Annotated in this window: 18 protein-coding genes; 5 read left to right on the top strand and 13 right to left on the bottom strand. The window is 26.1% G+C overall.

Annotated features, from left to right (window positions below; translation table 11 throughout):
* Positions 1-163: 163 nt before the first annotated feature.
* Complete coding sequence (locus AMYT_RS05230; protein ID WP_114841500.1) at positions 164-598, top strand: globin domain-containing protein; 435 nt, start codon at positions 164-166, stop codon at positions 596-598.
* Between the two features lie 8 nt (positions 599-606).
* Here the strand turns inward: AMYT_RS05230 and AMYT_RS05225 are convergent, their stop codons facing one another.
* The 5 genes from AMYT_RS05225 to AMYT_RS05205 form a co-directional block, all read right to left on the bottom strand.
* On the bottom strand, positions 607-1,884 hold the full coding sequence (locus AMYT_RS05225; RefSeq protein ID WP_114841499.1) for a SagB family peptide dehydrogenase: 1,278 nt from the start codon (positions 1,882-1,884) through the stop codon (positions 607-609).
* A gap of 3 nt (positions 1,885-1,887) precedes the next feature.
* Positions 1,888-2,100, bottom strand: a complete 213-nt coding sequence (locus AMYT_RS05220; RefSeq protein WP_114841498.1) for a hypothetical protein — start codon at positions 2,098-2,100, stop codon at positions 1,888-1,890.
* Positions 2,101-2,210: 110 nt separating this feature from the next.
* Positions 2,211-5,399, bottom strand: a complete 3,189-nt coding sequence (locus tag AMYT_RS05215; RefSeq protein ID WP_114841497.1) for an NAD-glutamate dehydrogenase domain-containing protein — start codon at positions 5,397-5,399, stop codon at positions 2,211-2,213.
* A 124-nt stretch (positions 5,400-5,523) separates the two neighbouring features.
* The gene (gene ybaK / locus AMYT_RS05210) at positions 5,524-5,991 is read right to left on the bottom strand and encodes a Cys-tRNA(Pro) deacylase (RefSeq protein WP_114841496.1); all 468 of its coding nucleotides are present in this window, start codon (positions 5,989-5,991) and stop codon (positions 5,524-5,526) included.
* Complete coding sequence (locus tag AMYT_RS05205; protein ID WP_114841495.1) at positions 5,988-7,061, bottom strand: DNA alkylation repair protein; 1,074 nt, start codon at positions 7,059-7,061, stop codon at positions 5,988-5,990. The genes ybaK and AMYT_RS05205 overlap by 4 nt, the downstream gene beginning before the upstream one ends.
* A 151-nt stretch (positions 7,062-7,212) precedes the next feature.
* Here AMYT_RS05205 and AMYT_RS05200 point away from each other — a divergent pair, with 151 nt between their 5' ends.
* The gene (locus AMYT_RS05200) at positions 7,213-8,274 is read left to right on the top strand and encodes an agmatinase family protein (RefSeq protein ID WP_114841494.1); all 1,062 of its coding nucleotides are present in this window, start codon (positions 7,213-7,215) and stop codon (positions 8,272-8,274) included.
* Positions 8,275-8,283: 9 nt separating this feature from the next.
* Here the strand turns inward: AMYT_RS05200 and AMYT_RS05195 are convergent, their stop codons facing one another.
* From AMYT_RS05195 to AMYT_RS05170, 6 genes are all read right to left on the bottom strand, one after another.
* A complete protein-coding gene (locus AMYT_RS05195) occupies positions 8,284-8,610 on the bottom strand; it encodes an antibiotic biosynthesis monooxygenase family protein (RefSeq protein ID WP_114841493.1) in 327 nt (108 codons plus the stop codon).
* Between the two features lie 74 nt (positions 8,611-8,684).
* A complete protein-coding gene (locus tag AMYT_RS05190) occupies positions 8,685-9,998 on the bottom strand; it encodes a 2-isopropylmalate synthase (RefSeq protein WP_114841492.1) in 1,314 nt (437 codons plus the stop codon).
* A 162-nt stretch (positions 9,999-10,160) separates the two neighbouring features.
* Positions 10,161-10,931 (bottom strand): helix-turn-helix domain-containing protein, encoded by a 771-nt coding sequence (locus AMYT_RS05185; RefSeq protein ID WP_114841491.1) that lies wholly within the window; start codon positions 10,929-10,931, stop codon positions 10,161-10,163.
* A complete protein-coding gene (locus tag AMYT_RS05180; protein WP_114841490.1) occupies positions 10,928-11,356 on the bottom strand; it encodes a GNAT family N-acetyltransferase in 429 nt (142 codons plus the stop codon). The genes AMYT_RS05185 and AMYT_RS05180 overlap by 4 nt, the downstream gene beginning before the upstream one ends.
* A gap of 8 nt (positions 11,357-11,364) precedes the next feature.
* Positions 11,365-12,132 carry a sulfite exporter TauE/SafE family protein gene (locus AMYT_RS05175; protein WP_114841489.1) on the bottom strand — a complete coding sequence of 256 codons (768 nt, stop codon included), beginning with the start codon at positions 12,130-12,132 and terminating at the stop codon, positions 11,365-11,367.
* Positions 12,133-12,185: 53 nt separating this feature from the next.
* A complete protein-coding gene (locus AMYT_RS05170) occupies positions 12,186-13,106 on the bottom strand; it encodes a manganese-dependent inorganic pyrophosphatase (RefSeq protein ID WP_114841488.1) in 921 nt (306 codons plus the stop codon).
* A 114-nt stretch (positions 13,107-13,220) separates the two neighbouring features.
* On the opposite strand from AMYT_RS05170, the gene AMYT_RS05165 reads away from it, so the two are divergent.
* Positions 13,221-13,733: a ferritin gene (locus AMYT_RS05165; RefSeq protein WP_114841487.1), complete on the top strand. Its 513-nt coding sequence runs from the start codon at positions 13,221-13,223 to the stop codon at positions 13,731-13,733.
* Between the two features lie 13 nt (positions 13,734-13,746).
* On the opposite strand, the gene AMYT_RS05160 is transcribed toward AMYT_RS05165, so the two are convergent.
* Both AMYT_RS05160 and aspA read right to left on the bottom strand, forming a co-directional pair.
* Complete coding sequence (locus AMYT_RS05160; RefSeq protein WP_114841486.1) at positions 13,747-14,241, bottom strand: asparaginase domain-containing protein; 495 nt, start codon at positions 14,239-14,241, stop codon at positions 13,747-13,749.
* Entirely contained in the window at positions 14,238-15,650 is a 1,413-nt protein-coding gene (aspA, locus tag AMYT_RS05155) for an aspartate ammonia-lyase (protein WP_114841485.1), read from the bottom strand. The genes AMYT_RS05160 and aspA overlap by 4 nt, the downstream gene beginning before the upstream one ends.
* A gap of 121 nt (positions 15,651-15,771) precedes the next feature.
* On the opposite strand from aspA, the gene AMYT_RS05150 reads away from it, so the two are divergent.
* Together AMYT_RS05150 and AMYT_RS05145 are read left to right on the top strand one after the other, a co-directional pair.
* Positions 15,772-16,434: a winged helix-turn-helix domain-containing protein gene (locus tag AMYT_RS05150; RefSeq protein ID WP_191287686.1), complete on the top strand. Its 663-nt coding sequence runs from the start codon at positions 15,772-15,774 to the stop codon at positions 16,432-16,434.
* A 129-nt stretch (positions 16,435-16,563) separates the two neighbouring features.
* Positions 16,564-18,000 carry an aspartate ammonia-lyase gene (locus AMYT_RS05145; RefSeq protein ID WP_114841484.1) on the top strand — a complete coding sequence of 479 codons (1,437 nt, stop codon included), beginning with the start codon at positions 16,564-16,566 and terminating at the stop codon, positions 17,998-18,000.
* Positions 18,001-18,014 lie beyond the last annotated feature (14 nt).

Below are 18,014 nucleotides of genomic sequence, written 5' to 3'. Positions count from 1 at the left end.
ACATATTATATTATTTTTTTACTTAATAAATATAACTTGATTTATTATTTATAAAACTATATTCAAAAACAAAAAGAAATATTAATTTTTAAAGCTAAAAGATTTTTTTCTTTTTTATAAAAAAAAGAAACTGTATATTTTTACAAAAATAAAAGGTAATAAAATGCAATTCACAATAACACCTGCACAAGTAGGTACAAGACCACCTGTTTCACTTCCAACACCACAATTTTTAGAACTTTTAAAAGAAGAAGGAATTAGAAAGCTTGTATCAGATCACTATGATTTATTAAGACAAAGTAATATTAAAGGGCTATTTCCTCCAACAGATGAAGGTTTTGCTTTAGCAAAAGAACATTCTGCTGATTTTTTTATACAAATTTGTGGAGGACCAAAATATTTTAATGAAAAAAGAGGTGCACCTATGATGGCAGCAAGACACTCACCTTTTAAAATCAATCAAGAAGCAAGAAGAATCTGGTTAGAAAGTTATGCTATGGTTTTAGCACCATTACAAATTCCAGAAGAAGTGAAAAAATCTTTTTGGAACTATATAGATATTTTTTCTATTTGGATGATGAATAGTATGGAAAACTAAGTTTTAACTTAGTTTCCTATTGCAAGTGCATATAAAACCATACTATTTTCTTCTAAAAACTCACACACTTCATCATCATAATAAGCCCCAATACCGCTACAACCATACCCCAAATAGTTTGATACAAGATATAATCTATGTCCAAGTATTCCTGCTTTTTGATATAATTCTTGATAATTTTTCCCTTTAGAAGTTAAGAAAAATGTAACTGCACTATCTTTTCCTAGACTTTGTTCTAAACATAAATATCCAGCTTGAGTTTTAAAATCACCCTCTTTTAGATATTTATTATCTTTATATAAACCTAAAGGCATACCTACTATTTTATTTATAACACAATAAATCTCTACATTTTCATCACAATCACTACAAATAGGCTGTTTTAAAATTTCTAAAATTTTAAAAAATTCCTCTTTTTTTATAGCTCTTTTGGAAAATTCTCGAATAGAACGCCTATTATAAACAATCTGCTTAAAAATCTCTTTATTATAAATAAATTGTGAATTTAACTCTTGTTGCTTTTTTTCTTTTATAAGACATGAGTCTTTATAGGCTTTTTCAATAAATTTATTTTTTTCAAAATAGTAAGTTCCATCTACAGTTGGCAAAGAAAATTCTACTTCTTTACTTTTAGTATTTGTTTGCTCTCCTACAATTATACAAGTTTGAAAAAACTCTTCATTGGAAAAATTAAATAGCTTATTAAATAGCTGTTTATTAAAATCATATTTAATCTTATATTTCTTATCAAAAATATAACAACTAGCTTCTAAACTCCCAAGCAAATGTCCACTATCCAATAAACAATATCTAAAAGCTCTATTTTTATACTTCCAAGAAGAGCGATAATATAAAGATGAAATAAAAAAAATAAAACCATTTATATTAGTATTAAATCCTAGATATTTTTCAAGTCCATCATTATTTATAGTTTTTAAAAGTGTAAGAGAAGAACTACTTATATCAAAATGGTAAATTCCATTTGGTATATCATCATTATTTCTACTTTGAAAATATATTTCATTTGGATAAAGGGCTCCTGCACTTGGATTTACTCTAAGATAATATTCAACTCCTGGATAGACTTTTTTTGCACTTATTCCAGCAATATAGTATAAAAAACTATGATTTAAAATATCCAAATTTAAAGATATTTTTTCAAAATTTTTATATGATTTAAAAACTTTTGGTTGATTATTCCAATCTAATCTATTGGGGAAATTTCTTACTGAGAAATAAGAATGTTTTGTTTGTAGATGGTATTCAAAAAAATCATTAAAATACATAAATTATCTTTTTGTAGTATCTATTCCTGGATTCTCTTTTGTTCCAATATAATCATTTACTTCACTATAATTATATTTAAAAACTGTATAAATTACTCCAATTAATAAACCAATTAAAATAACTAATTTTACAGTATTTCTTTTACTTTTTGATTCATTGTTATTATAATCTTCAATTTTATGCATACTTAGTTCATCTTCTTCAACTTTTTTCATAAGAACTCCTTTTTTTTAATATAACCAATAAAATCTTAAAACAGTAGTCATAAGTTTAACTTATAATATTATTTAAACATTTCTTTATAATAGATACTAAAAAGTATCTATTATATTGTTGAAACCATAAGTTGATTTACTGTTATTGCTATTTCTTTTATATCTTTTATTTCCCTAGACATAAATACATCTAAGTGGTCTCTAATTTTATAAAAAGTATCTTTTTCATTTGCAATAAAGTTTGAGAATGCAACTTCAGGTTCTTCATTTATCCTTTGAAAATCTAATATTTTTTTCGTATAATGAACTACTATATGATCAATAAATTGTAAAACTTGATTTCGTAAAATCAAATCACTTTTTGATAAAATTTTAATTCTATTTAAAGATACAATAATCTCTAAAATATTAAATTCATGTATTAATTGATAAAATAATACAATTACATCTTTAAAAGGATGTTGAGTATTTTCTTTAATTACTATTGCAGCAACTGCAAATCTTAAATAATCAATTACGCTATAAAATAGATTAAACTCTACATCATTTTCAATTATTACTTCTACTTGCTGATTATGTATTTGTCTTAATTGGGCAAATAACTCATTTTTATGGTCAATTATATGAGAAGAATCTATTTGATTTTTATTTAGATATTTTACCATCCATTTTGTACTAGCATATAAAATATATTCTAATTTATTAATTAGTTTATATTGTTTTTCTGCATCAAGAATATAATCTTGTTTTGAGATTTTTTCTCTTATTTCATTTGATCCAAATAGTTGTTTTACTATTAAATATGATTTAATTTTTTGTAAAAACTTTTCTTTACCTAACTTTTCATAATCACTAACAAAAGTAACCCCTTGAGAGTTAATTATAATATCTGCTATTTTTGTAGCAATTATCTCTCTTTTTAAAGGATGAGATAAAATTTCTCTTTCATATGCACCCACAAAAGATTTAGGGAAATATCTATATAAATATTGTGTAGCAAATTGTTCATCTACTAAATCAGACTCTAATAAAACTTTTTTAACAAAAATTTTAGAATAAGAAAGTAAAGAACTTAAAACAGGTCTTACAATTGAGCCATTAATATCAACTATTTCATGGATATTTTCATTTTTTGGAATATAAAAATCATTTCTATTAAAAGCCACTAGATTATTTTCTAAAACTTCAATTGATTTTATAAAATCATTTTGATATTTTCTTGAAAATCTTTCATCAATAGAAATAGATAAAGCTTGGTCATAATTATTTTGTAAAACTAGAGAAACAACTTGTTCAGTTAAACTATGAAGTATATTATTAGCTTCTTCTTCACCTACTAAACCTTGCTCTTTTATAATATTTAATAAGATTTTTAAATTAACTTCATGGTCAGAAGTATTTACTCCTCCTGCATTATCAATTCCATCAAGATTAATCTTACCACCATTTATAGCATACTCAATTCTTGCTCTTTGAGTAAAACCTAAATTTCCACCTTCACATACAATTCTAGCTTTAATCTCATTTGCATCAACTCTAACAGCTTCATTTTGTTTATCACCTATATCAAGACTATTTTCATCACTAGCTTTTACATAAGTTCCAACTCCACCATTAAAAAGTAAATCCACATTCATAGTAATAAGTTTTACGCATAACTCTTCACCACTAAGGCTTTTTTTAGTAATACCAAGAAGTTTTTTTATCTCTGGTGATAAAACTATTTCCTTATCACTTCTTAAAAATACTCCTCCTCCTTTTGAAATTTTGCTCTTATCATAATTACTCCAAGAGCCATTTTTAGATTCAAAAAGTCTTTTTCTTTCTTCATAACTCTCTTTTGGGTCTGGATTTGGGTCTATAAATATCTCTTTATGTCCAATTGCAGCAAGAAGTTTAAACTTATCTGATTCAATCATTCCATTTCCAAAAACATCTCCACTCATAGAACCTATTCCCATAACTGTGATTGAGTCTTTGTAAATATCAATGCCCTCTTCAATAAAAAATCTTTTTGTAGACATTAATGAACCACGAGCAGTAATTCCTAAATCTTTATGCCCATATCCATTTGAACCACCACTTGCAAAAGCATCACCAAGCCAATAACCTCTACTTATTGCTATATTATTAGCAACATCACTCATAGAAGCAGTTCCTTTGTCTGCTGCAACTACAAAATATGGGTCATCTCCATCATAAGCTATTATATTTTCATCTTTAATTACTTTGCCATTTACCATATTGTCTACTAAATCTAAATTAGCATTTATATAAAGTGAATATATTTTTTCAAAATACTCTTTTGAAATTAAAGAGGTGTCTTTATTTATTACAAAACCACCTTTAGATCCATCAGGAATAATTATAGAGTTTTTTCCCTCTTGTGTTATCATAAGAGATTTTACTTCTTGTCTATAATCTTCATGTCTATCACTCCATCTAAGTCCACCTCTTGAGATTTTACTCATTCTTAAATGAACTCCATAAAAATCACTATGATAAATAAAGTTTTCTATATTTGGTTGTAATCCTTTTAAATTTTCACTAAAAGTTTTAGTATCTATTTTAAAAGAAATAGTCTCTTTTTCTAAAAAATAATTTGTTCTTAATAAAGACTTTAAAAATGACAGCATTAGTTTTAAAATTCTATCATCCATAATTTGAGGAATAGTTTTAATCTGCTCCTCGATTAAACCTTCTAATTTTTCTAAAACCTCTTTTCTTTTACCTTTAAAATTTGGGTCAAATTTAGTAATAAAATACTCAATAAATTCATTTGAAATTTTATGATGTGAAGTAATTGTATTTAAAATAGCTTCAGTATTAATAGTAAGTATAGCTTGGTCTAAATACTCTATAAAAGCCTTTAATAATTGTATTTTTCTAATTGTAAGATTTTCAAATAAAACTAAAGAAAATAATCTTGAATGTTTTATTGAATTATCTAAAAGAGTTTGACTAATAACTCTTTGTAGATTTTCTTGAGCTTTATTTACTACCTCTTCATCTTTTATACTAAGATTAAATCTATTTACATACACAACTTTTGATTTATTAGAAATATTATAAGTTACCTCATCAATAATTTCAAAACCAATATCATGTAAAATAGGGATAATTGAAGATAAATATAATTGTTTTGTAGAAAAAATCTTTATATAATTAGAATTATTATTTTTTAAGATTTTTGTAATAACTTCTTCTTTTAGAATTTCTTGAAAAAATTCATCAGAAACTTTCAAATCCTCTTTTGTAAGCAATTGTGAGCAAATTGCTTCTATATCTGATGTAGCCATAGTCCCTCCCTTAAAAATGTAAGTTAAAAAATTATCTATTAACAAACTTTATATATAACTTAAAGGATAGGACTTTTTAAATAAGTTCTAAAAGGGTTTTCTAAACTACTCTTTAATTTTAAGTTTATGCTTTTATATCTTCTACTTTTGCATTTAAAATCTTTTTTAAATCAAGTGGATTTAGTTCTATATCCAATCCTCTTTTTCCACCACTTACATAAATAGAAGAAAATTGTAAAACAGTATCATCTAAAACTGTGGGCAATAATTTTTTCTGTCCAAGGGGAGAAATTCCACCTAATAAATAACCTGTAACTTTTGAGGCTTCTTCTTTATTTGCCATTATTGCTTTTTTTTCATTTAAAGCTGATGCTATTTTTTTTAAACTTAATTGATTTGATACAGGAACTACTGCTACTGCAAGTTTTTTTGGTGCTACTTCCACAAGTAGCGTTTTATAAACTTGTTTGGCATCTAAACCTAGTTTTTCAACTGCTTCATTTCCAAAATCATTATTTAAAGGGTCATGCTCATACTTGTGTATTTCAAATTTTATTTTATTTTTTTTTAGTAAATTAATTGCAGGTGTCATAAAAGAGTAAACTCCTTTTTTATTTTCTCTTTTCCATTTATAATAATAGAGATAAAATGTTTGCCTTTATAATGTTTTCTAGTAGTTAATTTTTTAAAGCTTTGTTTTTTAGCAAAACTCTTAGTTTTTTGTTTTATCTCATTTTGGCTTATCATAAATAGTTTTTTATTATGCTTATTATTGGCTCTTTTATAATATATTGCATATTCTATTCTAGCATTACCAATATTTTTTTCACTTTGTATATCAAAAGAGAAGTTTAACTCTTCTCCCATTTGTAAAGTCGTATCATACTTAAAATTTATTATATTTATATAAGAAGAATCATCATATCCAAATAAATTTAAAATTTTTTCTTCTGCTTGTTTAAGTAAAGTTCTACTTGCATGTTTACAAATCCAATCTAAATCTTTTGAAATTCCAAGATTTTTAGAAACAAACTCTATTACAAGGTGAGGATTATCTTTTGAAATATCATTTAAATTATTTGCTACACTTTTTTGTACATATTTACTTTTATCATTTTTAAGAATTTCTAATATCTCCAAAATTTTTAGAGGATCTTTTTTAAATTTAGGAAGTGAAATTCCCCAAGGAAGTCTAGGTCTGCATCCCTCACTAGCTAATCTTCTTATATGTTCATTTGAAGAGTTTGCCCAAAGTTTCATCTGGTTTATTGTTTTGTTTTCATCTTTTAAGATAAAAGCTCTTATTGCAAACTCACTTGTTGAATCAATTGTAAAAACTTCTAAGGCTGCAAAAGAAGTTTCAAAATCCTCTAAACCAAAAAGCTCTACAAAATCTTGGAAAAACATAGCTTCATATGAATAAAAATCTTTTGAGACTTCTTTTAAAATCTCTAGTTGTTCTTTATATGAAAAAGGTAAAAAAGTATTTAAGGTAAGTGCAATATGTCTCATACGCATTTTTAATTCATACTCTTCCCACAAAGGGCAAAAAATAGAAGATATAAACCCTTGTTTATTGAATTGTAAATAGACTTTTGATATTTTTAAAGCTAAATTCTCTATATAACTTTTAGTATATATATTTTTTAAAAGTTCAGCCATATTTCACCTTAATTATTTTATTATAATTTATCTGTAATAGTACAACCTTTTCCTTATTCCTTATTTAAAAACAAAATTTATTTAAAAATTAACATTTTTATTGCCTTATTTATTCTATAATTCAAAATATACATTTAAAATAGGGAAAATAATGTCTTACAGAACTTTAGAAGAAGAAATAAAAGTATTAGAATTAGGCTTACCTCCACAAGAAGATGATGGTTTTATAGGAGGAAGATTAGACCCAAATGAAGCTAGTTTAGTTTTAGTTCCAGTACCTTGGGAAGCCACAGTTTCATTTGGAGAAGGAACAGCAAAAGCTCCTGATGCAATAAGAACTTCAAGTCATCAACTTGATGTGGAAACTTTTCACTACATTAAACCTTACACAGCTGGTATTGCTATGCTTGAAACTGATAAAAAGTTATTAAAACTAAGTAATAAAGCTAGAAAAAAAGCAATAAAAGTTATTGAAGCATTAGAAAAGGGAAAATCAAATAAAAAAGCTTTAAAATTTGTAAATGAAGCTTCTATTGAACTAAATAGTTCTGTTTATAATAAATCAATTGATTTACTTAAAAAAGGTAAATTTGTGGCAGTTGTAGGAGGAGATCATTCATCTCCCTTGGGACTTATTAAAGCTTTAAATGATACGCAAAAAGAAGAGTTTGGAATTTTACATGTTGATGCTCACCATGACTTAAGAAAAGCATATGAAGGATTTACTTACTCTCACGCTTCAATTTTTTATAATGCAATGAATGAATGTAAAAAAATCTCTAATCTTGTTCAAATAGCAATTAGAGATTATAGTAAAGAAGAGGCTCAAAGATTAATTGAATATGGTAAAAAAGGTGCATGTTTATATGATACACATATGCAACAACAATTAGCAAGTGGTAAATCTTTAGAAGAGGTTTATAAACCATATATAGAAAAACTTCCAAATAATGTTTATTTATCAATTGATATTGATGGTTTAGAACCATTAAATTGTCCAAATACAGGTACACCTGTACCAGGTGGCTTAAAATATGGACAATTAGAACACCTAATATTTATGATAGTAAAAAGTGGGAAAAATATTATAGGTTTTGACTTATGTGAAGTTGGAGATAGTCAAGATGGTTGGGATGCAAATGTTGGTGCTAGGGTTTTATATCAACTTTGTGCAGCACTACTTGCTTCTCAAGGGAAAATAGAATATAAATAAAAGTAAGTTTTAAAACTTACTTTTAAACTCACTACTTTGTAAAGTATAATCTCTTTTTACTTCCACAATCCGTATTCTATAATCTATAAAAATACTATCTCTTCCTTCTTTTTGAGCTTTCATATGATCTAAATTCTTTTTCCAATTTAAAATAGCTTTTTCATCTTCCCAAAAAGATAAAGAAAGAAGTTTATTTTCTTGAACTAAAGATTGAAATCTCTCTATTGAAATAAAACCCTTTTCTTTTACTAATTGCTCTTTTAATTTTGAGGCAATTTGCAAATATTGTTCTTTTTTATTAGCTTTTATTTCCACTTCAAAAATTACACCATACATAATAACACTCCTTTTTAGTCTATTATAGTATAAATTTTTTAGTTAATTAAGAATATTTCAATTTGCAAGATAAATTAAATATTTTTAGCTTTTTTAAACTCTTTATATAAATTTATAATTTGAGTTTTACTTAACTCACTTTGTAATTTATCTGATTCTTCTTTTATTATTTGTCCAAAAGCAATACTATCTTGCTTAGATAAATTTTCATTAAAAAACTCACTTATTATAAAGCTTACTCCACCTTTTCCTGACTGGGAATTTACTCTTATAACTTTTTCATAATCTCTTTTTATATCTTTAGGGTCAATTGGCAAGTATGGAACACTCCAAGTTTCTAAAGCTTTTTGCCTTTGATAATCCATACCTTTTTTAATAGCATCTTGATGCCCTCCACTAAAAGCTGTAAATATCATCTCTCCAACATATGGATGTCTTAAAGGAACACTTAAAGAAGTTAGCTCTTCATACATTTTTTTTACTTCATCAATAATTGATAAATCAAGTTTCGCATCAATCCCATTTGAATAAATATTAAAAGCAAAATTTACCAAATCCAAATTTCCAGCTCTTTCACCATTTCCAAATAAAGTTCCTTCAACTCTTGAAGCACCTGCTAATACTGCTAATTCAGCAGAAGATACAGAAGTTCCCCTATCATTATGAGGATGTACACTTACAATTATTGAGTCTTTATATAATAAATTATTACACATCCACTCTATTCTATCAGCATAAATATTTGCACTACAAGCTTCTAAAGTATTTGGAAGATTTATAATCATTTTTTTATTTGGTGTAGGCTTTACAACTTTTATTACTTCATTACAAATCTCTAAAGCAAATTCTAAATTAGTTTGGGAAAAACTTTCAGGTGAATATTCATAAATAACTTCACCATCAAACTCTTTTGTTTGTTCAATTAAATATTGCATATTTTCAACTGCCATTTGAACTATTTGTTTATCTGTTTTATTAAAAACCACTCTTCTTTGAAACTCATTTGTGGGATTATATAGATGAAAGATAGCTTTTTTTGAACCTTTCATTGCTTCAACACTTCTTTTTATCCACTCTTTTTTTGCAGGAATTAAAACTTGAATATACACATCATTTGGTATATGATTCTCTTCAATTAATTTTCTTGTAAAATCAAAATCTGTTTGAGAAGCACTTGGATAACTAACTTCAATATGCTTAAATCCCATACGAACTAAAGTTTTAAAATACCTTAGCTTTTGTTCTATACTTAAAGGATTTACTAAAGCTTGATTTCCATCTCTTAAATCTACACTGCAATAAATAGGCGCTTTATTAAGCTCATTATTTGGCCATTTTCTATCAAAATTTTTAACAATAGGATATTGTTTATATTTTTTATAATTCATTTTTATCTCCAAGATTAGTATTAAGAAAGTTATTTTGAAAGAAAATTAAAAGAGTAGGAAAGAAATAGTAATAGAAGTTTTATTTATAAACATCTTTTCTCCTTTTTGATTTTTACTATTGTACATAAAGAAAAAATTTAAATCTTGTACAAAATTAACATTTTAAGAAAATATATTTTTTTGAAACTCTTTTGGTGTAAGTTGAAATACTCTTTTAAAAGACCTATTAAAATGGCTTTGATCAAAAAAACCACACTCTTGTGCTATTTGAGAAATAGGAAGTTTTGAACTTAATAACTCTTTTGCTAGATGTACTTTTTTATTTAAAATATAGGAATGTATAGGAATTTTAAACTCTTTTTTAAAAACTCTTATTAGATGAACTACACTTAAATCAAAGCTTTTAGCTATTTCTTCTAAACTTAACTCTTCTAAAAAGTTTACATCCAAATAGCTTTTTATTTTTAAACTTAAAGTTTGTTCTTTTTTTTCAAACTTATCTTTAAATGAAAAAAACTCAAAACAAAACTCTAAAAAATGCTCTTCTTTTTCTAAAATTGAAACTTTTTTATTAAGTAAAAGTTCACATAAAGTTATAAATTTATTTTGCAAATCCTGTTTAAAATAATACTCTTTTTCAAAAGTTATATTTAATAAGTTTAAATACTGTTTTTTAATATATAAAACATATCCACCCTTAGCAACTTTACTATTTAAAGTAGCACAATGAGCAATAAAGGAGTTTATAAAAACTAAAAAAAAGGGATTTAAAATAAAAGAAGCTTCATTAAAAGATATATTTAATGAACCTTCTTTAAGTGCTGTTATAGTTACTTCTTCATGAAGATGCATTTTTTGACATTGAGTAATATTCTCAACATATCTTAATTCTAAAAATTCTAATTTACTATTTTTAAAAATCTTTGTTTTCATTGTAACTTTAAATGTAATAAAGGAAAAGGCTTTCCTAAACCATCAATTTCACTGCGACCAATTACCTTAAAATTCATATATTTATAAAAGTTTACAGCATTTTCATTTTGTTCATTTACATCAAGTGCATCTATATTTAAAGTATTAATTGCAAAAGATAAAAGTTTTTTTCCTATACCTTTTTTAAACTTTAAAGGAGTAATAAAAAGCATTTCTACTTTATTTTCTAAAACACCAATAAAACCTAAAATCTCTTGATTTTCTTCATATACATAAACTTCTACTGCATATAAATACTCATTTAATATTTTAGGTCTAAAAAAATCTATATCTTCTAAAGATAAAAAAGTATGTGTAGCTTTTACTGAATCTTCCCAAATTTCAATTAGCTTTTTAAACTCTTCTTCTTTTGCAAGCCTAATCATTTAAAATCCTAAGAAAGTGCAATTTTTACAATATTTGCAATTAACATAAAAATAAGTACAAAAATAAGTACTTTTTTTATAAACTCTTCTCCACCTTTAATTGCATAATGACTTCCCACATAAGAACCTGCTACATTTGCTAATCCCATAGGAATAGCAACAAGCCAAAGAACTTTTCCTGCCATTATAAAAGCAATTGCTGAACCCAAATTTGTAGCAAAATTTAAAGGTTTTGTAGAAGCTGTTGAAACTAAATAATCAAGTCTTAAAAACTTTTTCATAGAAATAGTCATATATGTACCAGTACCAGGACCTAATAACCCATCATAAAAACCAATAGGTGCAGTTGAAAGAATAATATTTTTTTTATTTAATTCTATTTTTTCTTCTTGTATTTTTTTACTTTTTTTAAATAAAAATATCATAGCAATAGGAATAGCTACTAAAATAGCCCATTTTATAACTTCATCTGATAAATACATTACCAAACTACTTCCTATATAAGAAGCTACTAAACAAGGAATAATAGCGATACTAACCACCTTCCAAGAGATTTTTTTACTTAAAGCATATTTAATTGTAGCCATTAAAACACCAAAAACACTTGCTATTTTATTTGAAGCTAAAACGTGAATAGGAGAAATACCACTAAATAAAAGAACTGGTACTTGTATCATTCCTCCACCACCAGCAATAGAGTCAATATAACCAGCAATAAAGCCAGCTATTATAAAGCCAATTACCCAAGAAAGGGAAATATCAGAAAAAAGTTCCATAAGTAAGCCTTAAAGTGAAGTAAAAAAGATAGCTTAAAAGCTATCTTTTTATATTAAGCAAATGCAGGTTCTAAGAAAGGAATAATTTGTTTTTTTCTTGATAGACAACCATCAAGCCATACTTTTCCATTTTCAAGTTTTACATTAAACGCTTTTTCAAAGATTGAAGAATCAACAGAAGATACTAATACTTCAGATCCTTCTTTCATAATATCAGTTAAAATTAAACAAGCTGTATGCAAATTTTCTTCTTCTCTTAATTTATTAATATCAGCTTGTAATTCATCTTTTATTTTATCAAAAATTGCTAAATCAATAACTTCAAGTTGTCCAATTCCAACTTTATGTCCATGCATATCAAAAGGTTTATAGTCTCTTAAAACTAACTCTCTTACAGGTACACCCTCAACTGCTGATTTAACTTTAAACATCTCCATGCCAACTGCACCAAAATCTTCAATACCAGCAATTTCTGCCAATTGTCTTACTGCTTTAATATCAATTTCTGTACATGTTGGAGATTTAAAAATTACTGTATCAGATAAAATAGCACACATCATAATTCCAGCAATATTTGCAGGAATTTCTACACCATAATATTCATACATTTCTTTAACAATTGTATTTGTACAACCAACTGGTCTAATCCAACACTCTAAAGGAGTAGAAGTAGTAATATCTCCTAGTTTATGATGGTCAACAATACCAACTACTGTTGCTTGGTCTAAATCTTTTGGAGCTTGTCCCCTATCAGAATAATCTGTAATATATAATTCGCATCCAGCAAATTGTGTTTTTAATTCTGGAGCATCAAATCCAAATTTATCTAAAATAAATTGAGTTTCAGGACTAACAGGTCCTTGTCTTGCAGGAATTGCTTCTCTTCCTATTTTATTTAGTAAGTATGCTAAAGAAATAGCTGAACAGATAGAATCTGAATCTGGAGTTGTGTGTCCACATGTATAAATTGCCATACCAAATTTTCCTATTTTAAATTTTTTGTGATTTTACCTAAAGTTAAGTTATGTTACTTTTAAAGAGTTGTATTACTATAAATTGTTATAATTTAAAAATCTAAAGGAGTAAAGATGATTAGTAAAGAGTTACAAAAAGCATTAATTGAACAACTAAATAAAGAATATCATTCTGCTTATATCTATCTTGGTATGAGTGCTTACTGTTCTAAAGAGGGTTTTAATGGCGCTTCTCATTGGTTTTTAATTCAATATCAAGAAGAAATAGCCCATGGAATGAAACTATTTAAATATCTAGAAGATCAAGATGTGGAGATTCAACTTCCTGCAATTGAAGGGGTAAAAGTTGAATATAATTCATTTTTAGATGTTTTTAAAAAATCTTTAGCCCATGAACAAATGATGACTAAAAACTTAAATATTTTAAGTGATTTAGCTATGAAAGATAAAGACCATGCAACATATAATCTTTTACAGTGGTATGTAACTGAACAAGTTGAAGAAGAAGCAACAGTAAAAGGAATAATTGACCATGTTAAACTTGTGGGAGATAATGGATATGGACTTTATACAATAGATAAAGAGTTAGCAACTAGAGTTTTTACAGACCCAACTGCTGCAAAATAAGAGGAAACACCTCTTATTTTGTAATTAAAAATTGTCCTAATTGTCTATTTTTAACTAATTTTGAAGAATCAACTACAACTCCATGCATAGCAATATAAGTTCCATTTTCCACAGTTGCACTTAAAAATCCTAAAGCTAAAGAGAAGTTCATTGTTGCTTCAACTTCTTCTATACTCATAGGAACCATAGCACCTGTAAAAACTATTTTTTTATCATTTATTTGCTCTTTTATTAAAGCACTTGTTAAATGAACAGTATCTGTTCCATGAATAATAATTATTTTATCATTTGCACTATTTTTTATTGCTTCACAAATTTCAACTCTATCTTCATCAGTCATATCTAAACTATCTTTTGAAACTATATTTTTAATTTCAAATTCAATATTATGGCAAGCAGCAATAATTTTATCTAAAGCAATATTGTCAGTTGGAACTTCAAGTTGTCCTTTTATTGGGTTATATCTTTTATTAAAAGTTCCACCTGTATTAATAACTGTTACTTTCAATTTTCATCCTTATCATAATTATTTACCATATTTCTAGGGTGTAGAAGTTCATCTAATTCTTCTTTAGTAAATAGTTTTTGCTCTAAAATAATATCATATACTCTTCTATTAGTTGCTAAAGCCTCTTTTGCTAAAGCTGAACTTTTTTCATACCCTAAAATAGGATTTAAACAAGTTACAAGAGTAACCGAGTTTAAAATATATTCCATACAAATATCTTCATTTGCTGTAATTCCTTTTACACATTTATCTGCTAAAGTATAAAAAGATCTTCTCATCATATTAATTGAAGTAAATAGTTTATAAGCAACTAAAGGTTCAAATACATTTAATTGTAATTGCCCACTTTCACAAGCAATAGAAATAGATGTATCTGCACCAATTACATCAAAAGCAACTTGATTTACAACTTCTGGAATTACAGGGTTTACTTTACCTGGCATAATTGAACTTCCTGGTTGCATTTTTGGTAGATTAATCTCATTTAATCCAGCTCTAGGACCACTACTTAATAATCTTAAGTCATTACAAATTTTAGAAATTTTTATAGCAACTCTTTTTAAGATTCCAGAAATATGAACAAAAGCTCCTGTATCTTGAGTAGCTTCAATTAAATCTCCAGCACTTACATAATCAACTCCAGTTACTTCTCTTAGATTTTTAATAACTTTTCTTTGATATTCTGGTTTTGTATTAATTCCTGTACCAATAGCAGTTGCACCTAAATTTACCTCTTTTAAAAGTGCTTGACAATCCCTTAATCTATAAATATCTTCATCAATCATAACAGCAAATGTTTTAAACTCTTGACCTAAAGTCATAGGAACAGCATCTTGAAGCTGTGTTCTTCCCATTTTTAAAACATCTTTAAATTCAATAGATTTTGCTTCAAAAGCATCTCTTAAAAATCTAAGTGAATCTTTTAATTTATAAATTAATTCATGTAAAGTAAGCTTAATTGCTGTTGGATAAACATCATTTGTTGATTGACTCATATTAATATGATTATTTGGATGAATAATATCATAAGAGCTTCTTGGTTTTCCTAAGATTTCTAAAGCTCTATTTGCTATTACTTCATTTGCATTCATATTAGTTGAAGTTCCTGCTCCACCTTGAATAGGATCAACAATAAATTGATCATGAAATTTACCATCAATTATCTCATTACAAGCTTGAATAATCGCATCTCTTTGAACATCAGTTAAATCACCTAACTCATAATTAGTTAAAGCACAAGCTTTTTTAACTTTTGCAAGAGATTTAATAAAGTTTGGAAATAAAGATAAATTTGTTTTTGTAATATCAAAATTCTCTTTTGCTCTTAAAGTTTGAATACCATAATAAGCATCTTTATCTATTTGTTTTTCACCTAAAAAATCTTTTTCAATTCTTACATTTTCTCTCATTTATAACCTCTTAAAATAAATTCATAAAAGCATATATTATAAAAGTATATAAAAAGTGTATTTTCTTTTCTCTTATGTAAATTTATTTTAATAAATTTTTAAGAGGTTTAAAGTAGTGAATATGATATTATTCGTTATGGATTTCTCAATTTTTAAAAACTTACCATATAGGGTATATATAAGAGATATTAATCACAAAATTGTTTATGCAAATGAACTTGTTTTAGATATTTTAAAACTATCATATAAAGAAATTATTAATAGAAACTATGAAGATATTTTTATGGATGAAAGATTTATACTTCATCTAAAAAAAATTGACTCACTACTTTTTAATAATGTAATGAACTCTTTTACAATAATTAAAGAGTTTAATCAATGTTATAAAAAAGAGAGTATTTTTAAAGTAATAGATTATATTTATACTTTTGAAGATAAAAAGTTTATTGTAACTATACTTGTGGAGATTTCAGATAGCTACTGTTTAGATAATGGTTTAGAGTTATATTCAATTGGAAGATATAATCCCTCAAATAGAATAATAAACTTAAATAGTGGAATTACTATTTGTTTAACTAGACTTGAAAACTCTTTTTTATTTTTATTATATGAGAAAAAAGGAGAAGTTGCCAATTATGATGAAATTTTCTTAGCAATTGACCCAGAAAATAAAATGGATAAAGTCTCTTTAAAATCTATGGTTTATAGACTAAAGAAAAAAATAAATCAAGATATAATTAAAAATATCTCAGCAAAAGGCTATTATTTATCAAAAGAAATATAAAAAATAACCTTATTTCAACTTTTTCAAAATTTTTTCAAAAACTAAAAATATATAAAAAATATCACTATTTCATCACTACTCAACTATTATAATTTCAATAGACCTAATATAAAAACAAAAGGAATAATTATGAGAAAAGATAGCGACTTCTTAGGGGAAGTAGAAATATCTAATGATGTATATTATGGTGTTCAAACATTAAGAGCTATACAAAATTTTAATATCTCTGGTACAACTCATTATGAAATGAATGAATATATTCAAAGTATTGCTTTAATAAAAAAAGCAGCAGCTTTAGCAAATTATGACTCAAAAGCTTTAAATAAAGAGATAACTCAAGCTATATGCGAGGCTTGTGATGAGATTATAGAGGGGAAACACTCTTCAAGTTTTCCTATTGATGTTATTCAAGGGGGAGGAGGAACTTCTTCAAATATGAATGTAAATGAAGTAGTTGCTTGTAGAGCAAATGAAATCTTAACGGGAACTAAATCATACTCAAAAATTCATCCAAATACTCATGTTAATATGGGACAATCAACAAATGATGTAATTCCATCTGCCATGAAAATAGCTACATATAAAAATCTAGAACAGCTTTTAATACCTTTAGAAATTCTAGAAAAAACCCTAATAGATAGACAAAAAAAGTATGAAAACATTTTAAGATTGGGAAGAACTTGTATTCAAGATGCTTTACCAATGACTTTTGGACAATATTTTAGTGGATATGTTAGTTTTGTACAAAGAATGCAAAAAAAAGTAAAAAACCTACTTGAAGAGTGTTTAGAACTACCTTTAGGGGCAACTGCTATTGGTACTAGTTTATCTGTTCAACCGGGATATTTAAATAATGTATATAAATATTTACAAAGTGAATCAAAAATAGAATTTAAAAAAGAAGAAAACTTTTTTGATGGGTTACAAAATGCTGATCTTTATATAGAAGTTTCTGCAACACTAAAAAGAATTGCAACAACACTATCTAAAATAGCAACAGACTTTAGAATTTTATCATCTGGACCTAAAGCTGGTTTTCAAGAACTAAATTTACCTGCTGTTCAACCAGGTAGTTCAATTATGCCAGGAAAAGTAAACCCTGTAATTCCAGAACTTGTAAATCAACTTGCTTATCAAGTTTGTGGAAATGATATGACTATTTCAATGGCAGTTGAAGGTGGAGAGTTAGATTTAAATGTGTGGGAGCCAATTATTATTAAAAATTTATCAGAATCATTTAGATTATTAAATAATGGTATTAGAATCTTTAGTGAAAAATGTATTGCAAATTTAACACCAAATAAAAAAATCAGTACAAAATATGCTTCAGATACTTTAGCCTTATCAACTACTATTTCTGCCATTTTTGGTTATAAAACTGGAACATTAGTTGCAAGAAAAGCGTTTAATGAAGAAAAAACTATAAAAGAAGTAGTTTTAGAATTAGAACTTTTATCAAAAGAAGAGACAGAAGAAGTATTAGACCCTTTTAATATGACTAATGAACAAATTAGTTCAAATATGATTTTAAAATATCAAAAAATTTATAATAAAGTTGAATGTTAAAAGCAAGGATTAAA

The sequence above is a fragment of the Malaciobacter mytili LMG 24559 genome (genome assembly GCF_003346775.1).
Taxonomy (GTDB): domain Bacteria; phylum Campylobacterota; class Campylobacteria; order Campylobacterales; family Arcobacteraceae; genus Malaciobacter; species Malaciobacter mytili.
Note: the sequence above shows the minus strand (reverse complement) of the source record. Positions and strands in the feature narration are given on the sequence as shown.

Excerpts from the sequence above, each read along its gene's own strand:
- AMYT_RS05230 (WP_114841500.1), top strand. The coding sequence starts at position 164 with ATGCAATTCACAATAACACCTGCACAAGTAGGTACAAGACCACCTGTT.
- AMYT_RS05225 (WP_114841499.1), bottom strand. The coding sequence starts at position 1,884 with ATGTATTTTAATGATTTTTTTGAATACCATCTACAAACAAAACATTCT.
- AMYT_RS05220 (WP_114841498.1), bottom strand. The coding sequence starts at position 2,100 with ATGAAAAAAGTTGAAGAAGATGAACTAAGTATGCATAAAATTGAAGAT.
- AMYT_RS05215 (WP_114841497.1), bottom strand. The coding sequence starts at position 5,399 with ATGGCTACATCAGATATAGAAGCAATTTGCTCACAATTGCTTACAAAA.
- ybaK (WP_114841496.1), bottom strand. The coding sequence starts at position 5,991 with ATGACACCTGCAATTAATTTACTAAAAAAAAATAAAATAAAATTTGAA.
- AMYT_RS05205 (WP_114841495.1), bottom strand. The coding sequence starts at position 7,061 with ATGGCTGAACTTTTAAAAAATATATATACTAAAAGTTATATAGAGAAT.
- AMYT_RS05200 (WP_114841494.1), top strand. The coding sequence starts at position 7,213 with ATGTCTTACAGAACTTTAGAAGAAGAAATAAAAGTATTAGAATTAGGC.
- AMYT_RS05195 (WP_114841493.1), bottom strand. The coding sequence starts at position 8,610 with ATGTATGGTGTAATTTTTGAAGTGGAAATAAAAGCTAATAAAAAAGAA.
- AMYT_RS05190 (WP_114841492.1), bottom strand. The coding sequence starts at position 9,998 with ATGAATTATAAAAAATATAAACAATATCCTATTGTTAAAAATTTTGAT.
- AMYT_RS05185 (WP_114841491.1), bottom strand. The coding sequence starts at position 10,931 with ATGAAAACAAAGATTTTTAAAAATAGTAAATTAGAATTTTTAGAATTA.
- AMYT_RS05180 (WP_114841490.1), bottom strand. The coding sequence starts at position 11,356 with ATGATTAGGCTTGCAAAAGAAGAAGAGTTTAAAAAGCTAATTGAAATT.
- AMYT_RS05175 (WP_114841489.1), bottom strand. The coding sequence starts at position 12,132 with ATGGAACTTTTTTCTGATATTTCCCTTTCTTGGGTAATTGGCTTTATA.
- AMYT_RS05170 (WP_114841488.1), bottom strand. The coding sequence starts at position 13,106 with ATGGCAATTTATACATGTGGACACACAACTCCAGATTCAGATTCTATC.
- AMYT_RS05165 (WP_114841487.1), top strand. The coding sequence starts at position 13,221 with ATGATTAGTAAAGAGTTACAAAAAGCATTAATTGAACAACTAAATAAA.
- aspA (WP_114841485.1), bottom strand. The coding sequence starts at position 15,650 with ATGAGAGAAAATGTAAGAATTGAAAAAGATTTTTTAGGTGAAAAACAA.
- AMYT_RS05150 (WP_191287686.1), top strand. The coding sequence starts at position 15,772 with ATGATATTATTCGTTATGGATTTCTCAATTTTTAAAAACTTACCATAT.
- AMYT_RS05145 (WP_114841484.1), top strand. The coding sequence starts at position 16,564 with ATGAGAAAAGATAGCGACTTCTTAGGGGAAGTAGAAATATCTAATGAT.